The organism is Pandoraea communis (genome assembly GCF_902459745.1).
GTDB lineage: Bacteria > Pseudomonadota > Gammaproteobacteria > Burkholderiales > Burkholderiaceae > Pandoraea > Pandoraea communis.
This window is the reverse complement of sequence record NZ_CABPSJ010000008.1, coordinates 60,018-83,529: the sequence shown is the minus strand read 5'-3', so window position 1 is coordinate 83,529 and position 23,512 is coordinate 60,018. Positions and strand designations below refer to the sequence as shown.

General features: G+C 63.9%; 20 protein-coding genes. 7 read left to right on the top strand and 13 right to left on the bottom strand.

Annotated features, from left to right (window positions below):
* Positions 1-40: 40 nt before the first annotated feature.
* The 3 genes from PCO31110_RS23320 to PCO31110_RS23310 all read right to left on the bottom strand — a co-directional run bounded on the left by PCO31110_RS23320 (position 41) and on the right by PCO31110_RS23310 (position 4,548).
* A complete protein-coding gene (locus PCO31110_RS23320) occupies positions 41-1,447 on the bottom strand; it encodes a replication-associated recombination protein A (protein ID WP_150691608.1) in 1,407 nt (468 codons plus the stop codon).
* 123 nt (positions 1,448-1,570) lie between these two features.
* Positions 1,571-2,221, bottom strand: coding sequence for an outer membrane lipoprotein chaperone LolA (gene lolA, locus PCO31110_RS23315; protein WP_010805426.1), 651 nt, complete (start codon positions 2,219-2,221; stop codon positions 1,571-1,573).
* Between the two features lie 5 nt (positions 2,222-2,226).
* Positions 2,227-4,548, bottom strand: coding sequence for a DNA translocase FtsK (locus tag PCO31110_RS23310; RefSeq protein WP_036661918.1), 2,322 nt, complete (start codon positions 4,546-4,548; stop codon positions 2,227-2,229).
* 395 nt (positions 4,549-4,943) lie between these two features.
* Here PCO31110_RS23310 and trxB point away from each other — a divergent pair, with 395 nt between their 5' ends.
* From trxB to PCO31110_RS23295, 3 genes are all read left to right on the top strand, one after another.
* Positions 4,944-5,900, top strand: coding sequence for a thioredoxin-disulfide reductase (gene trxB, locus PCO31110_RS23305; protein WP_150691528.1), 957 nt, complete (start codon positions 4,944-4,946; stop codon positions 5,898-5,900).
* A 98-nt stretch (positions 5,901-5,998) separates the two neighbouring features.
* Positions 5,999-6,676, top strand: coding sequence for a Smr/MutS family protein (locus tag PCO31110_RS23300; protein ID WP_010805429.1), 678 nt, complete (start codon positions 5,999-6,001; stop codon positions 6,674-6,676).
* A 111-nt stretch (positions 6,677-6,787) separates the two neighbouring features.
* A complete protein-coding gene (locus tag PCO31110_RS23295; protein WP_036661994.1) occupies positions 6,788-7,408 on the top strand; it encodes a trimeric intracellular cation channel family protein in 621 nt (206 codons plus the stop codon).
* Positions 7,409-7,513: 105 nt separating this feature from the next.
* Here the strand turns inward: PCO31110_RS23295 and PCO31110_RS23290 are convergent, their stop codons facing one another.
* From PCO31110_RS23290 to PCO31110_RS23280, 3 genes are all read right to left on the bottom strand, one after another.
* Positions 7,514-7,852: a P-II family nitrogen regulator gene (locus PCO31110_RS23290; RefSeq protein WP_010805431.1), complete on the bottom strand. Its 339-nt coding sequence runs from the start codon at positions 7,850-7,852 to the stop codon at positions 7,514-7,516.
* 112 nt (positions 7,853-7,964) lie between these two features.
* Positions 7,965-10,064, bottom strand: coding sequence for an NAD(+) synthase (locus PCO31110_RS23285; protein ID WP_150691527.1), 2,100 nt, complete (start codon positions 10,062-10,064; stop codon positions 7,965-7,967).
* A gap of 164 nt (positions 10,065-10,228) precedes the next feature.
* A complete protein-coding gene (locus PCO31110_RS23280; RefSeq protein ID WP_150691526.1) occupies positions 10,229-11,365 on the bottom strand; it encodes a GNAT family N-acetyltransferase in 1,137 nt (378 codons plus the stop codon).
* Between the two features lie 176 nt (positions 11,366-11,541).
* Between PCO31110_RS23280 and PCO31110_RS23275 the strand changes: the two genes are divergently transcribed.
* Positions 11,542-12,156 (top strand): NAD(P)H-dependent oxidoreductase, encoded by a 615-nt coding sequence (locus PCO31110_RS23275; RefSeq protein WP_150691525.1) that lies wholly within the window; start codon positions 11,542-11,544, stop codon positions 12,154-12,156.
* Between the two features lie 19 nt (positions 12,157-12,175).
* Positions 12,176-12,778, top strand: coding sequence for a TetR/AcrR family transcriptional regulator (locus PCO31110_RS23270; protein WP_150691524.1), 603 nt, complete (start codon positions 12,176-12,178; stop codon positions 12,776-12,778).
* Between the two features lie 107 nt (positions 12,779-12,885).
* On the opposite strand, the gene PCO31110_RS23265 is transcribed toward PCO31110_RS23270, so the two are convergent.
* Positions 12,886-13,701 carry a YggS family pyridoxal phosphate-dependent enzyme gene (locus PCO31110_RS23265; RefSeq protein ID WP_150691523.1) on the bottom strand — a complete coding sequence of 272 codons (816 nt, stop codon included), beginning with the start codon at positions 13,699-13,701 and terminating at the stop codon, positions 12,886-12,888.
* Complete coding sequence (locus tag PCO31110_RS23260; protein ID WP_150691522.1) at positions 13,701-14,924, bottom strand: benzoate/H(+) symporter BenE family transporter; 1,224 nt, start codon at positions 14,922-14,924, stop codon at positions 13,701-13,703. Before PCO31110_RS23260 ends, PCO31110_RS23265 begins: the two co-directional genes overlap by 1 nt.
* 107 nt (positions 14,925-15,031) lie before the next feature.
* On the opposite strand from PCO31110_RS23260, the gene pdxR reads away from it, so the two are divergent.
* Positions 15,032-16,522: a MocR-like pyridoxine biosynthesis transcription factor PdxR gene (gene pdxR, locus PCO31110_RS23255; protein WP_150691521.1), complete on the top strand. Its 1,491-nt coding sequence runs from the start codon at positions 15,032-15,034 to the stop codon at positions 16,520-16,522.
* Positions 16,523-16,701: 179 nt separating this feature from the next.
* Here the strand turns inward: pdxR and ppa are convergent, their stop codons facing one another.
* Both ppa and PCO31110_RS23245 read right to left on the bottom strand, forming a co-directional pair.
* Complete coding sequence (gene ppa, locus PCO31110_RS23250) at positions 16,702-17,229, bottom strand: inorganic diphosphatase (protein WP_010805439.1); 528 nt, start codon at positions 17,227-17,229, stop codon at positions 16,702-16,704.
* A 103-nt stretch (positions 17,230-17,332) separates the two neighbouring features.
* Entirely contained in the window at positions 17,333-18,517 is a 1,185-nt protein-coding gene (locus tag PCO31110_RS23245; protein WP_150691520.1) for an alpha-hydroxy acid oxidase, read from the bottom strand.
* A gap of 152 nt (positions 18,518-18,669) precedes the next feature.
* On the opposite strand from PCO31110_RS23245, the gene PCO31110_RS23240 reads away from it, so the two are divergent.
* Positions 18,670-19,545 carry an IclR family transcriptional regulator gene (locus PCO31110_RS23240; RefSeq protein ID WP_036661922.1) on the top strand — a complete coding sequence of 292 codons (876 nt, stop codon included), beginning with the start codon at positions 18,670-18,672 and terminating at the stop codon, positions 19,543-19,545.
* Positions 19,546-19,588: 43 nt separating this feature from the next.
* Here the strand turns inward: PCO31110_RS23240 and PCO31110_RS23235 are convergent, their stop codons facing one another.
* The 3 genes from PCO31110_RS23235 to PCO31110_RS23225 form a co-directional block, all read right to left on the bottom strand.
* On the bottom strand, positions 19,589-20,500 hold the full coding sequence (locus PCO31110_RS23235) for a dihydrodipicolinate synthase family protein (protein ID WP_150691519.1): 912 nt from the start codon (positions 20,498-20,500) through the stop codon (positions 19,589-19,591).
* A gap of 47 nt (positions 20,501-20,547) precedes the next feature.
* Complete coding sequence (locus PCO31110_RS23230) at positions 20,548-22,254, bottom strand: ABC transporter permease subunit (RefSeq protein WP_144265741.1); 1,707 nt, start codon at positions 22,252-22,254, stop codon at positions 20,548-20,550.
* A gap of 99 nt (positions 22,255-22,353) precedes the next feature.
* Entirely contained in the window at positions 22,354-23,484 is a 1,131-nt protein-coding gene (locus tag PCO31110_RS23225) for an ABC transporter ATP-binding protein (protein WP_010805444.1), read from the bottom strand.
* Positions 23,485-23,512 lie beyond the last annotated feature (28 nt).

The following is a 23,512-nucleotide window of genomic DNA, read 5'->3' as shown; positions in this document are numbered from 1 at the left end:
TCGCCATTTGACGCGTTTGTGATGTCGGCAACGTCCGCGCTCAGGCAGTCTCGTCGTCGGAAGACTCAGCCGGCGGATTCTCGCCGGAGGACGTCGCGCCGCCCCCGGACGGCTTCACCGGCGCATCGGACTTACGCCCCTTCGCATTCGCGCGCCGCCACTCGGCATCGAGCGACTTCAGCCAGTTCAGCTTTTCCCCAATCTTGCCTTCCAGGCCGCGCGGCACCGGACGATACCAGCTCTGGGCCCGCATATCGTCGGGGAAATACGTCTCGCCCGCCGCGTAAGCATCGGGCTCGTCATGCGCATAGCGATACGCGTGCCCGTAGCCGAGTTCCTTCATCAGCTTGGTCGGCGCATTGCGCAGATGAATCGGCACCGCCCTAGACTTGTCCTTGCCAACAAACGCGCGCGCCTGATTGTAAGCGTTGTAACCCGCGTTCGACTTGGGCGCCGCCGCGAGATACAGAATGGCCTGCGCCAGTGCAAGTTCGCCTTCCGGGGTGCCCAGCCGCTCGTACGTCTCCGCCGCATCAAGTGCGATGCGCGCCGCACGCGGGTCGGCCAGGCCGATATCCTCCCACGCCATCCGGACAATCCGGCGCGCGAGATATCGCGGATCGGCACCGCCGTCGAGCATGCGACAGAACCAATAAAGCGCACCGTCCGGCGAACTGCCGCGTACCGACTTGTGAAGCGCACTGATCTGGTCGTAGAACGCATCGCCCCCCTTGTCGAAACGACGCAGGTTCTCGGCAAGCACACTGGCAAGCAACGCGCCGTCAATCGTGTCGAGATCTTGCGACATGGCCGCCTGCGCGACGATCTCCACGTTATTGAGCAACTTACGCCCGTCGCCATCGGCCGAGTCGATGAGGCCCTGTCGCGCCTCGTCGGTGAATGCAATATCGCCCAACTCGCGCGACGCGCGCGTGATCATCTCGCCGAGTTCTTCGTCGTTCAGGCTCTTGAGCACGTAGACAGCCGCGCGCGAAAGCAATGCGCCGTTCACCTCGAACGACGGATTTTCCGTCGTCGCCCCCACGAAAATGAAAAGCCCCGACTCGACGTGCGGCAGAAATGCATCCTGCTGTGCCTTGTTGAAACGATGCACCTCGTCGACGAACACGAGCGTCTGCTTGCCCTGCGCTCGCTGAATCTGCGCAGCCTCGACGGCATCGCGAATATCCTTCACGCCCGAGAGCACCGCCGACAGGGAGATGAAGTACGCCTTGAATGCATCCGCCATCAGGCGCGCCAGCGTCGTCTTGCCCACCCCCGGCGGCCCCCACAGGATCATCGAGTGCGGACGTCCCGCCTCAAACGCCACGCGCAAAGGTTTCCCCTTGCCCAGCAAGTGGCGCTGGCCAATCACGTCATCGATGGTATGGGGGCGCAGGCGCTCGGCTAAAGGCACCGAAGCCGACAGAGGGGCGTCGTCTGGCATGTTCTCAAGCAGCGCGGCCGGGGAATCCCCGGCCGCATTCGGATAATCAGATGTCCCCATTATGCCAGCCCGACGGCCGGCTCGTCCGCAACGCACATGCGCAGCAACGGGGACGAGTCACGCTCAACCCTTGATCAGGTCTGCCCCCTTGGGCATCGTGAACTTGAAATGGTCCGCCGGCATGGGCGGATTCTTCTGGATCTTGTCGAACGTCAGCAAGGTGACATTACCGAACGCGTCGTACAACTCCATCGCCGCCAGATTGCCATCGCGAAAGCCGATGCCCACGCGTTGGAACTGTGTGTCCTGCGACTTCGGCTTCAACTCCACCCAGTCGATACCGTTCTTCACCCCGGCATCCTTGAGCGTGAAATTCTTCTCGATATCGTTGCTGCCGAACAGGATCGCCGCCGGACTCGCGCCCAGCGAGGTGCCCAGCTTGCGCTCAGTCACCTGATTCAGGTCCTTGTCGTAGATATACAGCGTCTCGCCATCCGCCTGCAGCAACTGGTCGTAAGGCTTGACGTAGCGCCAGATAAAGCGGCCTGGACGCGAAAACTCGAACGTGCCCGATGCCGAGTTCGTCACCTTCATCCCGCCGTCCTGCTGCCCCTTGACCTGCTTCTGCTCAAACTCGCCGCGCGCCGACTTCACCTGCGCCGCGAAAGCCTTGAGCTGCGCCGTGCCACTTGCGTAAGCAGGTGCGGCCAGCGCCGCCAGCGTCACGCCGACGGCACCCGCGATAAGCGGCAAGCCGCGCTTGAATCCCAGCATGTTCCTTATTCTCCTTCGCGATTCGGCACCAGAATTTCCCGGTTACCGTTGCTCGCCATCGCCGACACTACGCCGGACTGTTCCATCTGCTCAAGCAGGCGCGCCGCCCGGTTGTAGCCGATGCGCAAATGCCGCTGCACAAGCGAGATCGACGCGCGGCGCTGCTTGAGCACCACAGCCACCGCCTGATCGTACAGAGGATCGGACTCTGCGCCGCCCTCGCCAGTTCCACCGGCCGCACCGTCGACGCCACCGTCTTCACCTTCAGTCACACCGTCCAGAATCCCTTCGACATAATTCGCCTCGCCCTGCTCTCTGAGCCGCTCGACCACGCGATGCACTTCGTCATCGGCCACGAACGCCCCGTGAACACGCAGCGGCAACCCGGTGCCCGGCGGCATATAAAGCATGTCGCCCATGCCCAGCAGCGTTTCAGCACCTTGCTGGTCGAGAATGGTGCGCGAATCGATCTTCGACGACACCTGGAACGCCACACGCGTCGGCACGTTCGCCTTGATAAGCCCGGTGATGACGTCGACCGACGGGCGCTGCGTCGCCAGAATCAGATGAATGCCCGCCGCGCGCGCCTTCTGCGCAATACGGGCGATCAACTCTTCAACCTTCTTGCCGACCACCATCATCAGGTCGGCCAACTCGTCGATCACCACCACGATGTACGGCAGACGCTGCAACGGCTCCGGTTCCTCGGGCGTCAGCGAGAACGGATTCGGGATGTGCTCTTCGCGCTTCGCGGCGTCGTCGATCTTGTTGTTGTAGCCGGCGAGATTACGCACACCGAGCTTGCTCATCAGCTTGTAGCGGCGCTCCATCTCGGCCACCACCCAGTTCAGCGCATGGCCCGCCTGACGCATGTCCGTCACCACCGGGCACAGCAGATGCTGGATGCCTTCGTACATGCTCATTTCGAGCATCTTCGGATCGATCAGGATCAGCCGGACCTGCTCGGCCGTCGCCTTGTAGAGCAACGACAGGATCATCGCGTTGATCCCGACCGACTTACCGGAGCCGGTCGTACCGGCCACCAGCAAGTGGGGCATCTTCGCCAGATCGGCCACGACCGGCTTGCCGCCAATGTCCTTACCCAGCGCCAACGTCAGCAACGACGACGAGTCGTTGTAGATCTCAGAGCCCAGAATCTCCGTCAGGCGCACGGTCTGACGGCGCGGATTCGGTAGCTCCAGCCCCATGAAATTCTTGCCGGGAATGGTCTCGACCACACGGATCGACACGAGCGAGAGCGACCGCGCCAGATCCTTCGCCAGATTGACGATCTGGCTACCCTTCACGCCCGTCGCCGGTTCGATTTCATAACGGGTAATGACCGGCCCCGGATAGGCGGCCACGACATTCACTTCGACGCCGAAGTCCTTGAGCTTCTTTTCGATGAGGCGCGACGTGAACTCGAGCGTTTCGCCCGAGACCGTCTCCACTACCGCCGGTGCAGGATCGAGCAGCGCCAGCGGCGGAAGGATGGAATCCGGCAGATCGGCAAAGAGCGGCGCCTGCTTTTCCTTCTCCACACGCTCGCTCTTGGGCACCACCTTGACCGGCGGCACGATCTGCACCGGCTCGTGAACCTCCGTGCGCACGCGGTTCTGCACTACCGCACCTTCGCGCGCGATGGCCGCCTCCTCGCCCAGCCGGCGGTCCTGACGCGCCTCACGGCGGCGGCGGATCACGGTGCCGGTATCCAGAATCAATGTGCCAAGCTTTTCGGCGGCGGACAGCCACGAGAAATGGAACAGCAGCGACAGCCCGAAGGCAAAGATGAGCAACAACGCCAACGTGCCGCCCGTAAAGCCGAGCGCATGCTGGAAGAAACCGCCGACGGTCTCGCCAATCACGCCGCCCGAAGCACGCGGCAATTGGGTTTTGAAGCGGTAAAGACGCAGGGATTCGATGCCGGCGCTCGAGAGCAGCACCATCAGGGACGAGACGATCTCCACCCATCCGCCGCTCGCGAGCCGTTCGCGCAGCGGGGGCGCTTCACGCCTGGCCGAGATCCGGCGGTAACCCGAAATCACGCGCCGGCCGATGAAGACCACCAGCCAGTAGGCGGACACGCCGAGCATGAGCAGCAACATATCGGCAACCCACGCGCCGACACGCCCCGCCCAGTTGGCGATGCGCTCCACGTGCGCCGCATGTGTCCAGCTGGGGTCCAGACGGCTGTAGGAGAACAACGCCATCAACAGGAACACCATCAGCGCAACCTGCGCCATCCAGCGGATTTCATGGAAAAGGTGCGTCACCCGGTTGGGCAACGACGATCCGGCACCTGCAGAGTAGGAAGATTTCGTCGTCATCAAGCCATACGGTTGGGCGGGCAGGCGGGCGGCCTGCCGCGCAGCAAGGCTCCATTGTAAACAACTATTACATTGCTCAATGCACGAAAAGGTGACAAGCAGTAACGCCGGGCCTCCCCGCCTCGCTCAGGCACGTTTGGCGACGCTGCGCGGCCAGCATGCCCACCTTGCATCCGGCGCGTGCGCCTCCGGATTTAGGAGACGTCCCGGCGTCGCTGTCAGCGGCCTGCCCGGCAGGGCCGCACGGCCCACAGACTATCGCGCCGATTGCGAGGCTCGATCAACGAAACGACGTCAGCCCCTTATAATGTCGGTTTGCGCCATGCGCCCCCTGCTGCGTTCTCGCGGTGCGGGCCCCGGCGCCAGCCCCCATCCCCTTTCCGGTGAGTCCGTCCATGTCCGTTGCCAAGCATGCCAAAGTCCTGATTCTCGGTTCCGGCCCCGCCGGCTATAGCGCCGCCGTCTATGCCGCGCGCGCCAACCTCAAGCCCGTGCTGATCACGGGCATCGCCCAAGGCGGTCAGTTGATGACCACCACGGACGTCGAGAACTGGCCTGGCGACCCCACCGGCGTGCAAGGCCCCGAGTTGATGGCCCGTATGCAAGCCCACGCCGAGCACTTCAATACCGAGATCATCTTCGATCATATTCATACGGTGCGTCTGAACGAGCGCCCGCTGCGCCTGATCGGCGACTCCGGCGAATACACGGCCGACGCCCTGATCATTGCCACCGGCGCCTCGGCCCAGTACCTCGGCCTGCCGACCGAAGAAGCGTTCTCCGGGCGCGGCGTGTCCGCCTGCGCCACCTGCGATGGCTTCTTCTACAAGGGCAAGGAAGTCTGCGTGGTCGGCGGCGGTAACACGGCCGTCGAAGAAGCGCTGTACCTCGCCAACATCGCCAGCAAGGTCACGGTGATCCACCGTCGCGACAAGTTCCGCGCCGAGCCGATCCTGATCGACCGTCTGTTGGAGAAGGCCAAGCAAGGCGTGGTCGAACTCAAGTACGACAGCGTGCTCGACGAAGTGACCGGCGACAACTCGGGCGTGACCGGCGTGCGCATCAAGAATGTGAAGAGCGGCGCGCACGAAGACATCGCGTTGCATGGCGTGTTCATCGCCATCGGCCACAAGCCGAACACCGATATCTTCGACGGTCAGCTCGAAATGAAGAACGGCTACATCGTCACGCACAGCGGCCTGAACGGCAACGCCACCGCCACCAGCGTGCCGGGCGTGTTCGCTGCGGGCGACGTGCAGGATCATGTCTACCGTCAAGCCATTACCAGCGCCGGCACGGGCTGCATGGCCGCGCTCGATGCTCAGCGTTACCTCGAAAATCTCGATCAGTAATCGCTGAGCCCCCTGCCGCGGCGCCCCCGCTGTGTGAGCTTTCATACAGCCAGGGCGCCGTTGTCGTCTGCCCCTCCACCGTCCTTGTTCGCACGACCATGAGCAAGAAGCCCCCCAAACTCAGCCTCGGCGATCTCGCCAGCCTGCGAGATTCGCTCGCCAAGGAAACCGCTGCGCGCGAAGCCGAACGCGCGGCCGCCGCCAAACGCGCCGCGCAAGCCAAGCGCGATGCGAACGTATTCCGCGACAGCATCGGCGACATCGCCCCGCTATCCAGCAAGAGCGCGGTCAATCGCGTCGAGCATCCGCGCCAGCCCCCCGAGCCTGTCGCACGTCAAACGCAGGAAGACGAAGCCGCCGTACTCTTCGAATCGCTCTCCGACGAATTCGACCCCGAGGCGTTGCTCGACACCGACGATCGCCTGTCCTATCGCCGCCCCGGCATCAGTCACGACGCCGTGCTCAAGCTGCAACGCGGCGAATGGGTGGTTCAGGCACAGATCGACCTGCACGGCATGCGCCGCGACGAAGCCCGCGAAGCGCTCTCCGCCTTCTTGCACGACGCCGTGAAGCGTGGCCTGCGCTGCGTGCGGGTGATTCATGGCAAGGGCCTTGGCTCGGTGAATCGCGAACCCGTGCTCAAGGACAAGGTGCGGGGCTGGCTGGCACAGAAGAACGAAGTGCTGGCATGGGCCCAGGCACAAGGGCGCGACGGCGGGGGTGGCGCGCTGGTAGTATTGCTCCAGGCGGCGCAAACGAGAGCGCCGCGCGGATAATCGACACCTGCATCAGAGGGGCGCCATCGCGTCGACGAGCGCGCCCTCACATCGCCAATTTCGCCACAGATCACGACGTTTCACTGACAGGATTCGCCGATGATTCACGAGATGAGCGCCCAACTGCATACGATACTGGCGGTCATGGAGGCCATCGCCGTATTGTCGTGCGCCATCTCCGGTTTCGCCGAAGCCCGCAAGCAACACCTCGACCCGGTCGGCGCGTTCGTGCTGGCCTTCGCAACCGCCTTCGGCGGCGGCACGCTGCGTGATGTGCTGCTCGACCATCGCCCGTTCTATTGGGTGCAGCACCAGTGGTACACGGTCATCATTCTCGTGCTCTCGCTATCGACGTCCGGCGTGCTGCGGCTCGTCTCTCGCGTGGCCACCGAGCGCGTGTTGCTCATTACGGATGCGATCGGTTTGGGGTTCTTCAGCGCGTCGGGTACATCGCTGGCGTTGCAAACCGAGATGTCGGCGTTCATGTCCGTGATGATGGGCGTAATCACCGGCGTGGGCGGCGGCGTGATGCGCGACATCCTCTGCAATGAGGTGCCGTTGGTGTTGCGAGACACGCGTCCCTATGCGGTGTGCGCCTTCATCGGGGGGTGGATCTACATCGCGCTCACCTACGCCGACCTCGATCCCGTCTATACATTGTCGATCAGCGCGTTATCCGTCATTTTCGTACGCCTGATCACCGTCGCGTTCGACGTCCGGCTCAAAACCTGACGCCCCGGTAAACGCCGAAGGGCGACGCCGCTTGCGCAGCCGTCGCCCCCCTCGATCCTGCCTCCCGTTCGTCGCGCCACCTTCGCAGCGACGCCCGAACCGGCCTCAGACCGCCTGCTCGCCTTCTTCGCCCGTGCGAATACGGATCACGCGCTCAACGTCGGTCACGAAAATTTTGCCGTCGCCGATCTTGCCGGTGCGCGCCGCACCCAGCACCGCGTCGATGACCTGCTCGGCCTGCGCCGCGCTCACCACGACTTCGATCTTGATCTTCGGCAGGAAGTCGACAACATACTCCGCGCCGCGGTACAGCTCGGTGTGCCCCTTCTGACGGCCGAAGCCCTTCACTTCCGTGACGGTCAGGCCGGTCACGCCGACTTCGGCCAGCGCTTCGCGGACTTCGTCGAGCTTGAAGGGTTTGATGATGGCAGTTACGCGTTTCATTGTCGCCTCGATATCTTGGTTGGTTTGTTCTGAAAATTCGCCGGGCTATTGTACCGGGCCGGGGGACGGCATGCCGATGACAACGTGCCTCCCCCTCCTTGCCCCGATGCGCTCAGGCGCGCGGATCGTCGGGCACCTTGTCCAGATCCGCGAGCCACACCACCGACTCCGAATCGCTTGGCGCACGCCAGTCGCCACGCGGTGAGAGCGAGCCGCCCGTGCCGACCTTCGGGGCATTCGGAATACACGACCGCTTGAACTGGCTCGTGCGGAAGAACCGGTCCAGGAAAATCCGCAGGTTGCGTTTGATCGCGACCAGATCGTAAGCGTTGCGGGCGAGTTGCCCTTCGTCGGGCCAGCGTCCTGCCGAGGCATCGTGCCACGCGCTCCACGAAAGGAATGCCACCTTGCGCGGGGCATAGCCGAAGCGCAGCGTGTAATAGAGGTTGAAGTCCTGCAACTCGTACGGTCCGATGAAATGCTCGGTCCGCTGCTCGGGCGCACCGTTGGCCTTGCCCGGCACCAACTCGGGGCTGATTTCCGTCTCGAGAATATCGATGAGGACGTTGCGACGCACCCCGGCCTCTTTGCCCGTTCTGACGGCTTTCGACGACGCCGCGCCTCCCAACTGTCCCGTCTCCGCCACCCATCGCACGAGGTGCATGATGAGTGTCTTGGGCACACTGGCGTTCACGTTGTAGTGAGACATGTGGTCGCCCACGCCGTAGGTGCACCAGCCCAGCGCCAGTTCGCTCAGGTCACCTGTGCCGATCACGATCGCGCCCAGATGATTCGCCAGACGGAACAGATGATTGGTGCGCTCGCCCGCCTGCACGTTCTCGAATGTGACGTCGTAGACTGCTTCGCCCTTTGCGAACGGGTGATCGAGGTCCTTCAACATCTGCATGCAACTCGGGCGAATGTCGATCTCGCGCGCCGTACATCCGACCGCCTCCATCAACTCACGCGCCTGACGCAGCGTGCGCTCGCTCGTGGCGAAGCCCGGCATCGTGTACGCCAGGATATTGGTGCGCGGCAGACCGAGCCGGTCCATGACTTTCGCACACACGAGCAACGCATGTGTCGAATCGAGACCGCCAGACACGCCGATCACGACCTTCTGAATCTTCGACGACGCCAGACGCTGCATCAGCGCCTGCACCTGAATGTTGTAGACCTCGTGGCAGCGCTCGTCGCGCCGGCGCGGGTCGGACGGCACATACGGGAAGCGCTCGATGGCGCGCGCAAGCGGCAGCTCGGCATCGCGCGGTACGGCGACATCGACCTTGATCGTGCGAAACCGAGCGGCCTCGCCGGCATGGCGGCGCGCCGAGACGCCGAACGTCGTCTGATGCATGCGCTCGCGCGTGAGCCGCTCGAGATCGACGTCCGCATAAATCAGATGCGACTCGCTGGCGAAGCGTGCCGACTCGGCCAGCATGTCGCCGTTCTCATAGATGAGCGCCTGCCCATCCCAGGCGAGGTCGGTGGTCGACTCCCCTTGCCCCGCCGACGTGTACAGATATGCCGCGAGGCATCGCGCCGACTGCTGCCCGACCAGTTGATGCCGATAGGCCGACTTGCCGACCACCACGTTCGATGCCGACAGGTTGACCAGCACCGTCGCCCCGGCCAGCGCCGCAAACGACGATGGCGGCACGGGCACCCAGACGTCTTCGCAAATCTCGCAATGAAAGCGCAGCAACGGCTGATCGGCCGCTTCGAAGATGAGCGAGCCGAACGGCACGTCCTCGCCGAGCAACGTCACGGTATCGACGCCTGCGTCATCGGCGGCGTTGAACTGACGGGCTTCGTAGAACTCGCTGTAGTTCGGCAGGTACGTCTTGGGAACGACACCCTGAATGCGTCCGCGGGCGACGACCACGGCACAATTGAACAGACGCTGTTGCACACGCACCGGCATGCCGACGATCAGCGCTGCGCCCAGTTCGCGGCTCGCGGCCACAACATCGGCCAGCGCCATGTCGCAGGCGTCGAGCAGGGCGCGCTGCTGGAACAGGTCTTCGCAGCTATAGGCGGGAATGCCCAGTTCGGGGAAGGCAACGAGTACCGCGCCCGCCGCATCGGCCTGCTTCGCGAGGGCGATAGTCTGCGCGGCGTTGTAGACGGGATCGGCCACGCGGCATTGCGGCACCCCGACGGCTACACGCGCGAATTCGTGATTGTAGAGATTGAGAAATCGGTTGGTCATGTCGGCGGCTACCATGCATCGCCCTTGTGCCGTTACGCCGGCAGGCGAAGCAGCCGTTGGCTGGTGCCCGCCCGGCGCGAGCGGCGGACGTTAGATTCGCCAGTATATTACGCACGGCCCCGCCGTGCCGGGGCCGTGCGTGAAGGTGCACATCTGCCGCAACGTCAGGACGCCGGGCGTTTGAACGGGGTATGCGCTTCCAGCTCGCCAATGTGCTCATCCATCGCCGAGGTCTCCGAATCGAGAAACTCGGCAATGGCGTCGGCAAAACGCTGGTCCGCAATCCAGTGAGCGGACCACGTCGGGGTAGGCAACAGACCGCGCGACATCTTGTGCACGCCCTGCGCCCCGCCCTCGAAGCTGCGCAGCCCATGCGCGATGCAATACTCGATGCCCTGCGCGTAGCAGGTCTCGAAGTGCATGCCGGAGACGAAATCCGTGGTGCCCCAATACCGGCCATACATCGTGTCGCCACTCACCACGTTCAGCGCGCACGCCAACGGCGCTCCATCGCGCTCGGCCATGACGAGCACCAACGCGTCAGGCATTGACGCGTGCACCTGCCCGAAGAAGGCTCGGCTCAGGTACGGCGCATTCCAGTGCTCGCGGTAGGTGTTGTCGTAGCACTGATAGAAGAAGTCGAGCGCTGCTTCGTCAATGTCGGCACCGCGAAGCCATCGGTATGTCACCCCGGCGTCGCGCACACGCCGACGATCCTGCCTGAGCTTCTTGCGCTTTTCCTGATTCATCTGCGCGAGGAAATCGTCGAACGTGGCGAAGCCCGGATTCTCCCAATGGAACTGCACGCCTTCGCGCAGCAGGTAGCCCGCTTCGGTGAGTGCCGCCAGATCGTCGTCGTGCGTGAAGAGCACATGGATCGACGACAGCTCGAGTTGCTTCGCGAAGGCAATCGCACCTCGGGCGAGCGCGACCCGGTCGGCGTGCGTGCGCGCCAGCAGGCGCGGCCCCGTCACCGGCGAGAACGGCACGGCGCACAACAGCTTCGGGTAATAGTTCAGGCCGTGGCGCGCAAAGGCGTCGGCCCATGCGTGATCGAAAACGTACTCGCCACGCGAATGCGATTTGACATAGAGCGGCATGGCGCCCACGAGCGTGTCGCCGGCATGCATGAGCAGATACGCCGGCTGCCAGCCAGTGCGCTTCGACGCGCATCCGCTCGTATGCATCGCATGCAGGAATGCGTGTTGTACAAATGGGTTGGCACCCGCGAGCGCGTCCCACGCGTCTGCCGGCACGTCTTCAATCGATTGCACCACACGGATGACCACGTCGCTGCTCACATCACACCTCGTCTGCGAACCGGCGGCTACCGCACAGCACCCGCCAGCATAGAACCCTGCCACTGGCCGACATTGTCGCCGAACTCCCCATCGGCGTCAGGCAGGCGATGTGACATAGCGCAACCTACCAAACGTAGGTTACCATTGGTAACTTATTTTTCATGGAGTGATCCGTCATGCACGCGCTCGTCGTCGTCGCACATCCCGACCCACATTCGCTGACCCATGCTATCGCCTCGCGCGTTGCCGAGGCGATTACCTCAACGGTGCCGCAACAACATCAACACGTCCTGCACTCCGCAGAGATTGCCGATCTGGCGGCGGAAGGTTTCGACCCCAGATTCGCTGCGGCCGATCTTGCGCTGTTCCGGAAGACGCAAACGGCACCGGCCGACGTTGCCGCCGAGCACGCCAGAATCGACCGGGCCGACGCGCTGGTTCTTGTCTACCCGATCTATTGGTGGTCGTTCCCTGCCTTGCTCAAAGGATGGGTTGATCGCGTATTCACGCAGGGCTGGGCTTATGAAGACGTGGAAGGCGGCAAGGTGATGAAAAAGCTGCAACGTCTGCGCGTGCATCTCGTGGCCGTTGGCGGTGCCGACCAACGCACCATCGCCCGGCATGGCTACTTCGGCGCGATGAAAACCCAGATCGATCATGGGATTTTCGACTACTGCGGCGCGCAGGTCGTCACGTCCGAGTTGCTCTTGACCTCCGACACCGGCTACCCTGAGGCGCATCTCGAGACGGCGCGGGCCATCGGCCAGAAGGTCTTCGCCCGCGCTTGCTGAACCGAAACGCCCGTTGACCATGAGCCCAGCCACCGATTCCTCACCACGCCGCCGCATGCCACGCGAAGCCCGCACACGACAGTTGCTCGACGTGGCGTGGGCACTCATCGGTGACGAGGGCACCGACGCCCTGACCCTGGGACGTCTGGCCGACGAAGCGGGTGTCACGAAGCCGGTCGTGTACGACCACTTCGGCACGCGCAATGGACTTCTGGCAGCGTTGTATCAAGACTACGACGAGCGCCAGACGGTGATCTTCGACCGTGCGGTGGCGGCGGCGAAACCGACCTTGCAGGACAAGGCACGCGTCATCGTGTCGAGTTATGTCACGTGCGTGTTGACACAAGGCCGCGAGATCCCGGGCGTTCTGGCCGCACTCGGCGGCTCGGCGGAGCTTGCCGCCGTGAAGCGGCAATACCAGCAAACGTTTATCGAAAAATGTGCGGCCATTCTCGCCCCGTTCGCCGGGCCGCAAGGGATCTCCGCGCCTGCCATGTGGGGCATGCTGGGGGCCGCTGATTCGCTCTCGGACGCCGCCGTGGCAGGCGATATCACGCCCGACGAAGCCCGGGCGGAACTGTTGCAGACGATTCTGGCAATGGTCAAACGTCACAAGCCGTAGGCGCATCGACCGAGCATGGGCGGACGGACGATCAGTTCACTGTCATGCCGGACGCGGGCGTTCCCGTCGCCGGCGAATCACTTCGCAAGTTCGTGGAATAGCGGCGTTCACGAATGTGATCCGTCTGTGCTGGATTCGCCGGGCCAGTAATGGCTGTCCGGCAATAGCCGCGCGCCGAAGATGGCCTGGCCGACGCGCACCACCGTGGCCCCTTCCTCGATGGCGATCTCGAAGTCACCCGACATGCCCATCGATAGTTCGTCCAGCGCGATACCGGCGGGGGCGCTCTGACGCAGTTGAGCGCGCAGACCGCGCAGCAGGATGAAGCACCGCCGCACGCGTTCAGCCTCACTGGAGAAGAGCGCCAGCGTCATCAGCCCGCGCACGCGCAGCGCGGAGAATGCCGGCAGCGCCCGAACGAAGGCCGGTACGTCCTCGGGGGACAGGCCGTATTTGCTGGCCTCTCCGGAGGTGTTGACCTGCACGAACACATCCAGCGAACGCCCTTCGCTTTGCAGGCGGCGATCCAGCGCCTCAGCCAGCCGCAGACTGTCCAGTGCCTGAAACTCCGTCGCAAAGCGCGCCACCAGTTTCGCCTTGTTGGTTTGCAGGTGGCCGATGACCGACCAGCGAAGATCGGTCAGATCCTGCAACGTCTCCCATTTACGATAGGCCTCCTGCACCTTGTTCTCGCCCAGCATGCGGCACCCGGCGGCGTGGGCCAAACGCAGACTCACCTCGGGCTTGGTCTTGCTGACCGGCAACAACCGGACTTCCGCAGGATCACGTCCGGTGCGATAGCAAGCGTCTGCGATACGCGCCTGCACGCAGGCCAGATTGCGCCGGAAGTCCTCGATCGTGGTGGCCTCGGGATAGCGGCCGTGCTTGTCGTGACGGGTTTGTGTGTCGGTAACGGTGGACATCAGTTCCCCTCCTTTCGGACGGATTCCGGCGCCCTCTGCGGCAACCGGCCGTCGAGTACCGCATGTGCCACCAGCCCGACGACCAGCCCCCAGAACGCGCCGCCGACACCCAGCAGCGTGATGTTGGCCGCAGCGGCCAGAAAGGTGATCAGCGAGGCTTCACGGGTTTTGGCATCGGCCATCGCGCTGGCAAGACTGCTGCCGATGGTGCCCAAAAGGGCAAGCCCCGCCAGTGTGGTGATGAAAGTCGCGGGAAAGGCCATGAACACGGCGGCCAACGTCACCCCGAATACACCGATCAGGATGTAGAACACCCCTGCGGCGACACCGGCGATCCAGCGCTTGGACGGCGCTTCGTGCGCCTCCCGGCCAGTGCAGATGGCGGCGGTAATGGCGGCGAGGTTAAAGGCGTGCGAGCCGAATGGCGCCATTAGCAACGAGCCCAGGCCGGTGAGGGTCACGATGGGATTGGCGCTGGTCTTGAACCCGTCATTGCGCAGCACCAGCATGCCGGGCATGTATTGGCCGGTCAGCGTAATCAGGAACAACGGCAGCGCCACGCTCAGCAGGGCGTTGACGGAAAAAACGGGCATGGTGAAGACCGGCTCGGCCAGTGTCAAAGTCAGTCCCGACAGATCGACGCGATCCTGAATCAACAGGAAGGCCAGCCCCAGCACGAGGATGCCCACCACGGCGTAACGGGCGGAGAACCGCTTGAGGACCACATAGGCCGCGATCAGCAGCCCGGCGAGCAGCGGGTCGATGCTCATGCCACCGAACGCCTTGATGCCGAACTGCAGCAGGATGCCCGCGAGTAATCCGGCCGCCACGCCCGGCGGGATCAGGCGAATCACGCGCTCGAACCAGCCCGACAGTCCCAGTATCACAAAGGCGAGCGCCGATATCAGGTAGGCGCCGACGGCCTCGGCATACGACGTGGTTGCCAGCGCGGAGACCAGAAACGCCGCCGCCGGTGTGGACCAGGCGGTAATGATGGGCTCGCGGAACATCCAGCTCAGGATGAGCCCTGTCACGCCTACGCCAATGGAAATCGACCACACCCACGAAGCCGTCAGCGCCGGGCTGAGGCCCGCCACCTTGGCGGCCTGAAAGACAAGGATGAACGTGCCGCCGTAATTGACGATGACCGAGATCAGACCGGCCACGACCGGATGAGCGAGATCGGTCCAATGAACCGACGAACGTGAAGAGACGGATGCCATGGCCTGACGGCGACTCCTGAAAGAGGGGTGAATGCGTTCTGAACCGTATTTATAGTTTTAAAATGGCCGGATGTTCCCCTCCATTTTCATGATGAGATACAGGCCAATTGTTCAAACACGCCCAACTTGAGTCCGTCAAAGCCTGGATGGGTGATCCGGCCCATGGCGCCCTGCCCCTGTACGCGCGTGTGCAAAGGGCCATTCGCCAGTTGATCCTCGACGGCGCGCTCGATACGGGCAAGCCACTGCCCGCGTCGCGCGCCCTTGCCAGTTCATTGGGGGTGTCCCGCGATACGGTCGAGTCGGCCTACAGCCAGTTGCATGCGGAGGGATTCATCGAGCGGCATGTTGGGCGTGGCAGCTTCGTGTCGGCGCGAGCGCAACGTCTGTCGGGGCGCGGCACGGCTCGTCATGCAGTCGCTCGCCAGGACACACTGCGCCTGAGCCAGCGCGGCAGTGCCATGTACCGGGACGGCGGCGTACGCGACTTCCTGACACCGCGCCCATTCGCGCCCGGCGTGCCGGAAACACGCAGCTTTCCGCTCCAGACCTGGGAACGACTGGAACGGCAAGTGTTGAAGGAACACGGAACACAGGCGCTGCTGCACAGCCCGCCACAGGGCATGGAACCGTTGCGGCGCGCCATCGCGGACTACGTCAATCTCGAACGCGGCGCCCGCGCCACACCGGAACGTGTGCTGGTGCTCACCAGTTCTCAGCAAGCCCTGACCCTGTGCGCCACCATGCTGCTGGACGTCGGCGAGCGGATTTTCATCGAAGATCCCGTGTACCACGGAGCGCGCAAGGCATTTGATGCGGCCGGCCTGGAGTGCTTGCCCGTGCCGCTGGATGCCGACGGTATGCAGGTCGATCGTCTGCACAACGCGACGCAGACCGGTAGTGCCGTGTTTTTAACGCCGTCGCATCAATTCCCGACCGGGGCAACACTGGCGTTGGATAGGCGGCTGGCCGTCATTGAGTGGGCACACCAGCAACGGGCCTGGATCATCGAGGACGACTACGACAGCGAGTTCCACTACGCCGGCAAGCCCACCGCCTGTGTGCAGGGGCTCGATCCGCACGAGCGGACGATCTATATTGGCACCTTCACCAAATCGCTGTTCCCCGGACTGCGCATCGGCTACATGGTTTTGCCCTCGCCGCTTGTCGCGCCGATGACGGTGGCACGCACCCTGCTGGATGGACACAGCGCACCAATTCCGCAACTGACGTTGGCACGTTTGATCGAAGGCGGTCATTTCGGTGCGCACGTGCGCACCATGCGGGCTGTCTATGCGGAGCGACGCGATGTGTTGGCACGACTGGTGCGCGAGCATCTGTCCGATTTCGTGGAACCACGCGTACCGGCCGGAGGGATGCAGATGCCATGCGTTTTCGTTCGCGACATTCCCGAGCGGGAAGCCGTTGATGCGGCGCGCCGGGCCGGCATCGATCTGCTTGGCCTGACTGCGCTGCATGCCTCAGGCAAGCCCAAGGCCGGTTTCCTCATGGGCTTCGCTGCCCACGCCCCCGGCGAGTTGGAAATCGCTGTCAAGAAACTTGCCAGTGTCCTTTCTGCCTTGGCGTTGCGCAGATGAAGGAAAGCCAAGGCCCCGGTTGCCAGACCGTCCCCAAACCGGCGCGTGCCACGCCTGTCCCGCGACGCGGGCCGGCTCAACGGCCGGTTCACCGAACTGACGACATCGTGAGACAAAAAAACCCGGCGCTCGGCCGGGTTTCTCTGACGTCGACGCGCGACGCCGCAGGCGAAAATCGCTTACTTCTTGGCGTTGGCCACGCCTTCGGTGATTTCCTTGTGGGCGGCTTCGATGCCTTCCCAGCCTTCGATCTTGACCCACTTGCCCTTCTCGAGCGCCTTGTAGTTCTCGAAGAAGTGCTTGATCTGGTCCTTCAGGTAACCCGGCACGTCGTCGAGCGACTTCATATGCGCCGTCATCGGGCAAATCTTGTCGACCGGCACGACCACCAGCTTGGCGTCCACGCCCGACTCGTCGGTCATGTTGAGCATGCCCAGTGCGCGGCAGCGAACCACCGAGCCGGCCAGCAGCGGGAACGGCGTGACGACCAGCGCGTCGACGGGATCGCCGTCGCCAGCCAGCGTTTGCGGAATAAAGCCGTAGTTGGCCGGGTAGCGCATGCCCGTGCCGATGAAGCGGTCAACGACCAGCAGACCCAGATCCTTGTCGGCCTCGTACTTCACCGGGTCGCTCTGCGCCGGGATCTCGATGATGACGTTGAAATCGTTGGGGATGTCCTTGCCGGCAGGCACGTGGTTGAAGCTCATGATGGCATTCCTGTGTATGAAAAAGGGCATTGCCGCCGCACGGCGCGCACGCCCGCCAACCTGCCGGATGCCACGCCGCCCGACGGCAATCGGGCGCGGAACATTATAGCGGGTTTGCCTGATTCGCCTGTATAGCCGGCAGACGGGCAAGCCGCTGCGGGATGAGGTCGTCCACTTGCGTGCAGCCCAGCAGTTGCATCGTTGTGCGCAACTCACCAAGCAGCAACGCAAGCACATCGGCAGCGCCCTCCCCGCCACGCGCCGCCACGCCGTACAGCGGCGCCCGGCCAAGCAACACGCCCCTGGCCCCCAGCGCGACCGCCTTGGCTACGTCTGCCCCGCGCCGCACACCACCGTCGACGAAGACGGCCATCCTGGGGCCGCCAACGTCAAGCGCCTCGACAATCGGCGGCAGCAATTCGAGCGGCGCAAGCGTGCTGCCCAACTGCCGCCCGCCGTGATTCGAGACGACGATGCCGTCGGCGCCATGCGCCTGCGCCAGTCGCGCGTCTTCCACCGTCTGAATCCCCTTGACGAGCACTTCGCCCGGCCAGTGGCGCCGCACCCAGCTCAGATCGTCCCAACGCAGCGACAGATCCATCTGACGGCTCAGCATCGCCGCATGGCGCGCCAGATCGGCCCGCTCGCCCATGCTCTTCGCGATGTTGCGCAGTTGCGGCGCACCGTGGGCCAGCATTTGCCAGCTCCAGTGCGGATGCCGCATGCAGTCCGCCAGCAGTCGCGGGGTGAAGCGCAACGGCAGCTTGAAACCGTTGCGCGTGTCGTGATCGCGCTTGCCATGTACCGGCGTGTCGACCGTCAGCAGCAATGTGCGAAATCCGGCCTCACGCGCACGGCGCATCATGCTCTCGGCAATACGCCGGTCCTGCTGCACATAAAGCTGGAGCCACAGCTCGCCGTCGGGCACCGCAGCACGCACGTCTTCCAGCAACGAGGTCGACGCCGTCGACAGCACGAACGGCAGCCCCGCATCCGCAGCCGCACGCGCGAGCAGTTCGTCCGCGCGGGGCCAGAACAAACCGTTGAGCCCGGTCGGCCCAACCACCATCGGGGCGGCGGCTTCGCGTCCCCAGAAAGTCGCCGCACTCGACATCTGCGAGGTATCGGTCAGCACCCGCGGCGAAAAACCCCACTGCCCGAACGCATCGCGATTGCGCCGCAGCGCGTCGCCGTCTTCCGCCCCGCCTTCCAGATAATCGAACGCCAGCTTTGTCAAACGCCGCCGGGCTGCCCGGCGGTAATCCTCCACGCAGGAAAACGCGTGCATTGGCTCCCCCTGTCCTGATGTCCGCCCGTGAGGCACGCCACGGGGTGTTTTACCCTTTCCCCACAACTTGTCTTGGGGACAAATCGCTACTTGCTCACAAACAATTGCATTACAATCACAATCGTTACAATCCGAACATACCGGAACATTCCATGCCGCGCATACCCGCACGGTCATCCCGCCCTACAGAAGACGCGCCTGCCACCCCGTCAGCCCGATCCACCGGTGCGACGGATGCTGCGCGGTCTGCGCCGCGCTCGTCGCTCTTCGTCGGGTCGACCGAAAAAACGTTTCAGGTGCTGCACGCGTTCGACGGCCCGGCGCGCTACATGACGCTCGGCGACATCGCCAAGGCCGCAGGGCTCGATCGCAGTGCGACGCAGCGGCTCGTGCACACGTTGGAAGCCCTCGGCTACCTCTTTCGCGTGCCCGAGACGCGCACCTATGGCCTCACGACCAAGGTTCTGCAGTTCTCGTACAACTACATTCGCGCGAACGACCTTGTCGAGAAGGCCGCACCGTATCTGCTCGATATCTTCCGCCGCGTGGGCGAGACGACCAACCTGCAGGAACTCGACGGCCACGAGATCGTGTACGTCGCCCGCTTTCCGGGTCAGCATCTCGTGAACATCGGCATCGTCGTCGGCGCGCGTCTGCCGGCCATGTTCACCGCGTCCGGTATCGCCATCCTGTCGCGCCTGCCCGAAACGCGCGTGCGCGAGATCCTGGCGAACACGTCGCTCGAGCCGATGACGCCTTACACGGTGACGGACGAGAAAAAGCTGCTCGAACGTATTCAAACGGCGGCGCGGCGCGGTTACGCCATCATCGATAGCGAGACCGTAATGGGGGATATTTCGGTTGCCGCCCCCATCACCGACCACGACGGACACGCCGTCGCTGCCATCAACATCTCGGTGCCGACTTCGCGTTGGACGCGTGAGCGTGTCGAAGCCGAACTCGCTTCGCACGTTCAGGTCGCCGCGACGTCGATCTCGAAATCGCGGCTGTCGACCTTCCGCCGCTAAGTCATCGCAAGCGGCGGGCAGGTCACAACGACTCAACCACGACTCAACGCCGTTCGAAAATCGCCAGTTGCTTGGCGAGTTCCTCACGCAGCTCGGCCGAAAGCGCGGGTGCGGGCGGCAACAACGGTGCGAGCATTGCCGGCGCGTTCACCCCGATCAGATCCATCACCGACTTCATCGGGCCCGGATTCGTCTCGGCGAACGCCAGATTCATCAACGGAATGAGCGAGCGGTGCAGCTCGAGCGCCTCGGCCGTCTTGCCTGCCGACGCGAGCGCGAAGATGCGCTGCCACGCGGTGGGCAGCAGCGACGCCGTCACCACAATGCCGCCCCGCGCCCCTGCCGCCACATGCAGCGGGAACAGCGTGTCTTCGCCGCTCAGCACCGCAAACGACTCGTCGACACCGGCGACCGTGCGCAGGAAATGCCACATGTCGGTGTTGCAGGCCTTCATGCCGATGATGTTCTCGTGCCGCGACAGCTCGTGCAGCACTTCCGGGGTGATCGCAATGCGCGTGCGGTACGGAATCTCGTAGATCAGGATCGGCACCGGCGACTCGTCGGCATAACGCAGGAAGTAATCGCGGATACCGGCTTGCGTCGGGTTGGTGTAGTACGGCGTGAGCACGAGCAGGCCGTCGGCGCCGGCGGCGGCGAAGTCACGTCCGGCTTCGATGGCATCGTGATAGCCGGGGTCGAGCACGCCCGCGATCACCGGCACGTCGCGGCCATGCGCCTTGACTTCTTGCGCCGTGAGTTCGGCCATGCGCACGCGCTCGGCGCGCGAGAGCGCACCGTATTCGCCAGTGCCGCCCAGCGGCACCACACCGTCGATACCCTGCCCCAGCAGGTAACGCATCAGCGCGCGGGCGGCGTCGGTGTGGATCGAGTCGTCGGCATTCACCGGCGTGGGAATCGCAGGCAGAATGCCCTTCAGTTGTGCAGAGTGAAGCATGAAATAAACGTCCGTGAATCGTAAGTTCGGAGGAATCGGATACCGCGTCAGGTCGCGAGACTGCGCCGGCGCAGACGCTCGGCGACCCAGATCAGTGCGGCGATGAAAAGGAACAGGCACGTGGAGACCGCGGCGATCACCGGCGATATCTGCATCGTCAGTTCGTCCCAGAACTGCTTGGGCAACGTCGTCGACAGACCGCCCGACGTGAACAGGGCAATCGTGAGTTCGTCGAACGACGTGGCGAACGCGAACAGGAACGACGACAGCAGGCCGGCGCCGAGAATCGGGAACGTTACGCGGCGCAGCGTGGCCCACGGGCGCGCTCCCAGGCTGTAAGCCGCCAGATCGAGACGCGTGTCGTAGTTGCGCAGCACGGCCATCATCGTGATGACGACGTACGGCACGGCCACCACAGTGTGGGCGATGGTCAGCCCCACATTCGAGCCCACCAGACCGATCTTGGCGAAGAAATAGAACACGCCGACGGCCAGGATCATGCGCGGCACCACGATGGGGGCCAGCACGAAGGCGAGCATCGCCGACTTGCCGCGCATGCCACCACGGACCAGCAAGAACGCGGCGGGCGTGCCGATCAGCATCGACAGCAGACCCGCGCCAATGCCGACCAGCATGGAGCGCGTGACAGCCTGCATCCACAGCGGCGAATCCCAGACCTGCTGATACCACTGCAGCGAGAAACCCTTCGGCGGCCAGGCAAGTGCCGAGGCCGAATCGAACGACACCGGAATCATCAGCAGTGCCGGTGCGGCAAGGAACACCACCAACAGGAAGACGATCGCGCGCAGCACGAGTCCGTCGCCCTGCTCGCCCTTGTGACGCGGCATCGCGCGCAGCAGCACATCGGTGGCGCTCCCCAGCGCGCCAAGCACCTTCTCGCCGAGCGTCCGGCTCCAGCCGCCGCGTCGCTTGCCCGCTTTGACATCGCCCGCGCCGCCAGCCATCGTCGACAGGCCGACCATGCGGTCGTAGACGAGGAACACGACGAGCACCACGGCGAGCAGCAGCACCGAAATCGCGCCGGCAAAGCCCCAGTTCAACGCCTGCATCACCTGATCGATGATGAGCTGCGTAATCATCGTTTCATGACGTCCGCCCAGCAGTGTCGGCGTAATGAAGAAGCCGATCGACGTGACGAACACCATCAGCGCGCCAGCCGCCACACCTGGTAGCGACAGCGGGAAATACACGCGCCAGAACACCGTACCGGGACGCGCGCCCAGCGTCGATGCCGCGCTCGGCAGACGGCGGTCGATGTTCTCCATGACGGAGAGCATCGTGAGCACCGCCAGCGGCATGAGTGCATGCACCATGCCCAGTATCACGGCGGGGAAGCTGTAGAGCAGCGCGAGCGGCGCGTCGATCAGGCCGAGATCGAGCAACGTGCGGTTGACGACCCCGTTGCGCCCGAGCAGCACCACCCACGCGAACGTGCGCACGAGAAAGCTCGTCCAGAACGAGACCAGCAGCCAGAAGAGCAGCCGCTGCTTGCGCGCCCCGGTGAGTGTCGAAAGCCGGTAGGCGATCGGATAGCCGGTGAGTACCGCGAAGAAGGTTGTGTAGAGCGAGACCTTGAGGGTGATGAGCAACACCTCGACATACACCGACGAGGCGAACAGCCGCTGATATTCGGCGAGCGTGAAGCCACTCTCGCCGCGAATGCTCAGCAGCAGTAACTGGCCGACCGGATAGATCAGCATGACCGTCAGCAGGATGACGATCGGCGCGGCCATGAGCATCGGGCGCAGGCGTGCGCGCCAACGTGCCCGGCGCGGCGCCGGCTGAACGGGACGGGACGACGAAGGACGAACCACGGCGGATGCACTCATGGCTTACCCCGCGATCGCAACGGCATCGTCGGCGTGCCACGCGAGACCCAGCGTCTGCCCGATCTCGAAACGGTTGCCCTGACGATGCGTCGGGAACGCCGCCACGAGCGATTTGCCCGAATCACCTTCCTTGCCCGTCTTGCCGCCGGTGACGTCCGATTGCAGATACAGCTTCGTCATGCCGCCCGTGACCATGATGTCGGTGAGCTTCGCCGAGATCGTTGCCATGCCGTCGGTGCGGCTCTGCGCGTCCCGGATGTGCAGATTCTGCGGACGCAGCATCAGCTTGACCGGACGGCCTCGCTCGACTTGCGGGTCGTAGACCATGGCGCCGGCGCCATTCTCCCCTTCCACGCCCGGCATCGCCACACGCACCTGATCGCCCGCGCGCTCGAGCACGGTGGCGTCGAGCAGGTTGGACTCACCGAGGAAGTCGGCAACGAACACGCTCTTCGGACGGAAATACAGATCGTCCGGCGTGCCCAGTTGCGCGATTTCCCCGGCGTTCATCAGGCAAATGCGATCGGACATCGTCATCGCTTCTTCCTGATCGTGCGTCACGTACACGATGGTGGTGCCGAGCTCGCGGTGAATGCGCTTGATCTCGAGCTGCATGTGATCGCGCAGCTTCTTGTCGAGTGCGCCCAGCGGTTCGTCCATCAGAATGATCGACGGCCGATAGACCATGCAGCGCGCCAGCGCAATGCGCTGCTGCTGGCCGCCCGAGAGTTCGCGCGGATAGCGCTCTGCCACGTGCGGCAGATGCACCATCTCCAGCGCGTTCATGACCATCTTGCGAGCCGTCTGCGCGTCGGTGCGGCGCATCTGCAACGGGAATGCGATGTTCTCCGCCACGGTCATGTGCGGGAACAGCGCGTAGTTCTGAAACACCATACCGATGTCGCGCTCGTACGGCGCGCCGTACGTGACATCGGTCCCGTTGATACGGATAGCACCCGCATCGGGCTGCGACAGTCCGGCGATGAGCGAGAGCAACGTGGTCTTGCCCGAGCCGCTCGGGCCCAGCAAGGTCAAAAATTCGCCCTGGGCGACATCGAGGTCGGTCGGTGCAAGCGCGACAAAATCGCCGTAACGCTTGGACAGGCCCGAGACTTGGAGATTGGCAACGGTCATGAGATCAGCACCCTAAAATGCTTGAAAC

What these genes read in the sequence shown, in the direction of transcription:
- PCO31110_RS23290 (WP_010805431.1), bottom strand. Translation starts at nt 7,852, where the DNA reads ATGAAACGCGTAACTGCCATCATCAAACCCTTCAAGCTCGACGAAGTC.
- PCO31110_RS23320 (WP_150691608.1), bottom strand. Translation starts at nt 1,447, where the DNA reads ATGCCAGACGACGCCCCTCTGTCGGCTTCGGTGCCTTTAGCCGAGCGC.
- PCO31110_RS23230 (WP_144265741.1), bottom strand. Translation starts at nt 22,254, where the DNA reads ATGGCCGCGCCGATCGTCATCCTGCTGACGGTCATGCTGATCTATCCG.
- PCO31110_RS23275 (WP_150691525.1), top strand. Translation starts at nt 11,542, where the DNA reads ATGCACGCGCTCGTCGTCGTCGCACATCCCGACCCACATTCGCTGACC.
- PCO31110_RS23225 (WP_010805444.1), bottom strand. Translation starts at nt 23,484, where the DNA reads ATGACCGTTGCCAATCTCCAAGTCTCGGGCCTGTCCAAGCGTTACGGC.
- PCO31110_RS23240 (WP_036661922.1), top strand. Translation starts at nt 18,670, where the DNA reads ATGCCGCGCATACCCGCACGGTCATCCCGCCCTACAGAAGACGCGCCT.
- PCO31110_RS23245 (WP_150691520.1), bottom strand. Translation starts at nt 18,517, where the DNA reads ATGCACGCGTTTTCCTGCGTGGAGGATTACCGCCGGGCAGCCCGGCGG.
- lolA (WP_010805426.1), bottom strand. Translation starts at nt 2,221, where the DNA reads ATGCTGGGATTCAAGCGCGGCTTGCCGCTTATCGCGGGTGCCGTCGGC.
- PCO31110_RS23295 (WP_036661994.1), top strand. Translation starts at nt 6,788, where the DNA reads ATGAGCGCCCAACTGCATACGATACTGGCGGTCATGGAGGCCATCGCC.
- PCO31110_RS23285 (WP_150691527.1), bottom strand. Translation starts at nt 10,064, where the DNA reads ATGACCAACCGATTTCTCAATCTCTACAATCACGAATTCGCGCGTGTA.
- PCO31110_RS23270 (WP_150691524.1), top strand. Translation starts at nt 12,176, where the DNA reads ATGAGCCCAGCCACCGATTCCTCACCACGCCGCCGCATGCCACGCGAA.
- trxB (WP_150691528.1), top strand. Translation starts at nt 4,944, where the DNA reads ATGTCCGTTGCCAAGCATGCCAAAGTCCTGATTCTCGGTTCCGGCCCC.
- PCO31110_RS23260 (WP_150691522.1), bottom strand. Translation starts at nt 14,924, where the DNA reads ATGGCATCCGTCTCTTCACGTTCGTCGGTTCATTGGACCGATCTCGCT.
- ppa (WP_010805439.1), bottom strand. Translation starts at nt 17,229, where the DNA reads ATGAGCTTCAACCACGTGCCTGCCGGCAAGGACATCCCCAACGATTTC.
- PCO31110_RS23300 (WP_010805429.1), top strand. Translation starts at nt 5,999, where the DNA reads ATGAGCAAGAAGCCCCCCAAACTCAGCCTCGGCGATCTCGCCAGCCTG.
- PCO31110_RS23265 (WP_150691523.1), bottom strand. Translation starts at nt 13,701, where the DNA reads ATGTCCACCGTTACCGACACACAAACCCGTCACGACAAGCACGGCCGC.
- PCO31110_RS23310 (WP_036661918.1), bottom strand. Translation starts at nt 4,548, where the DNA reads ATGACGACGAAATCTTCCTACTCTGCAGGTGCCGGATCGTCGTTGCCC.
- PCO31110_RS23235 (WP_150691519.1), bottom strand. Translation starts at nt 20,500, where the DNA reads ATGCTTCACTCTGCACAACTGAAGGGCATTCTGCCTGCGATTCCCACG.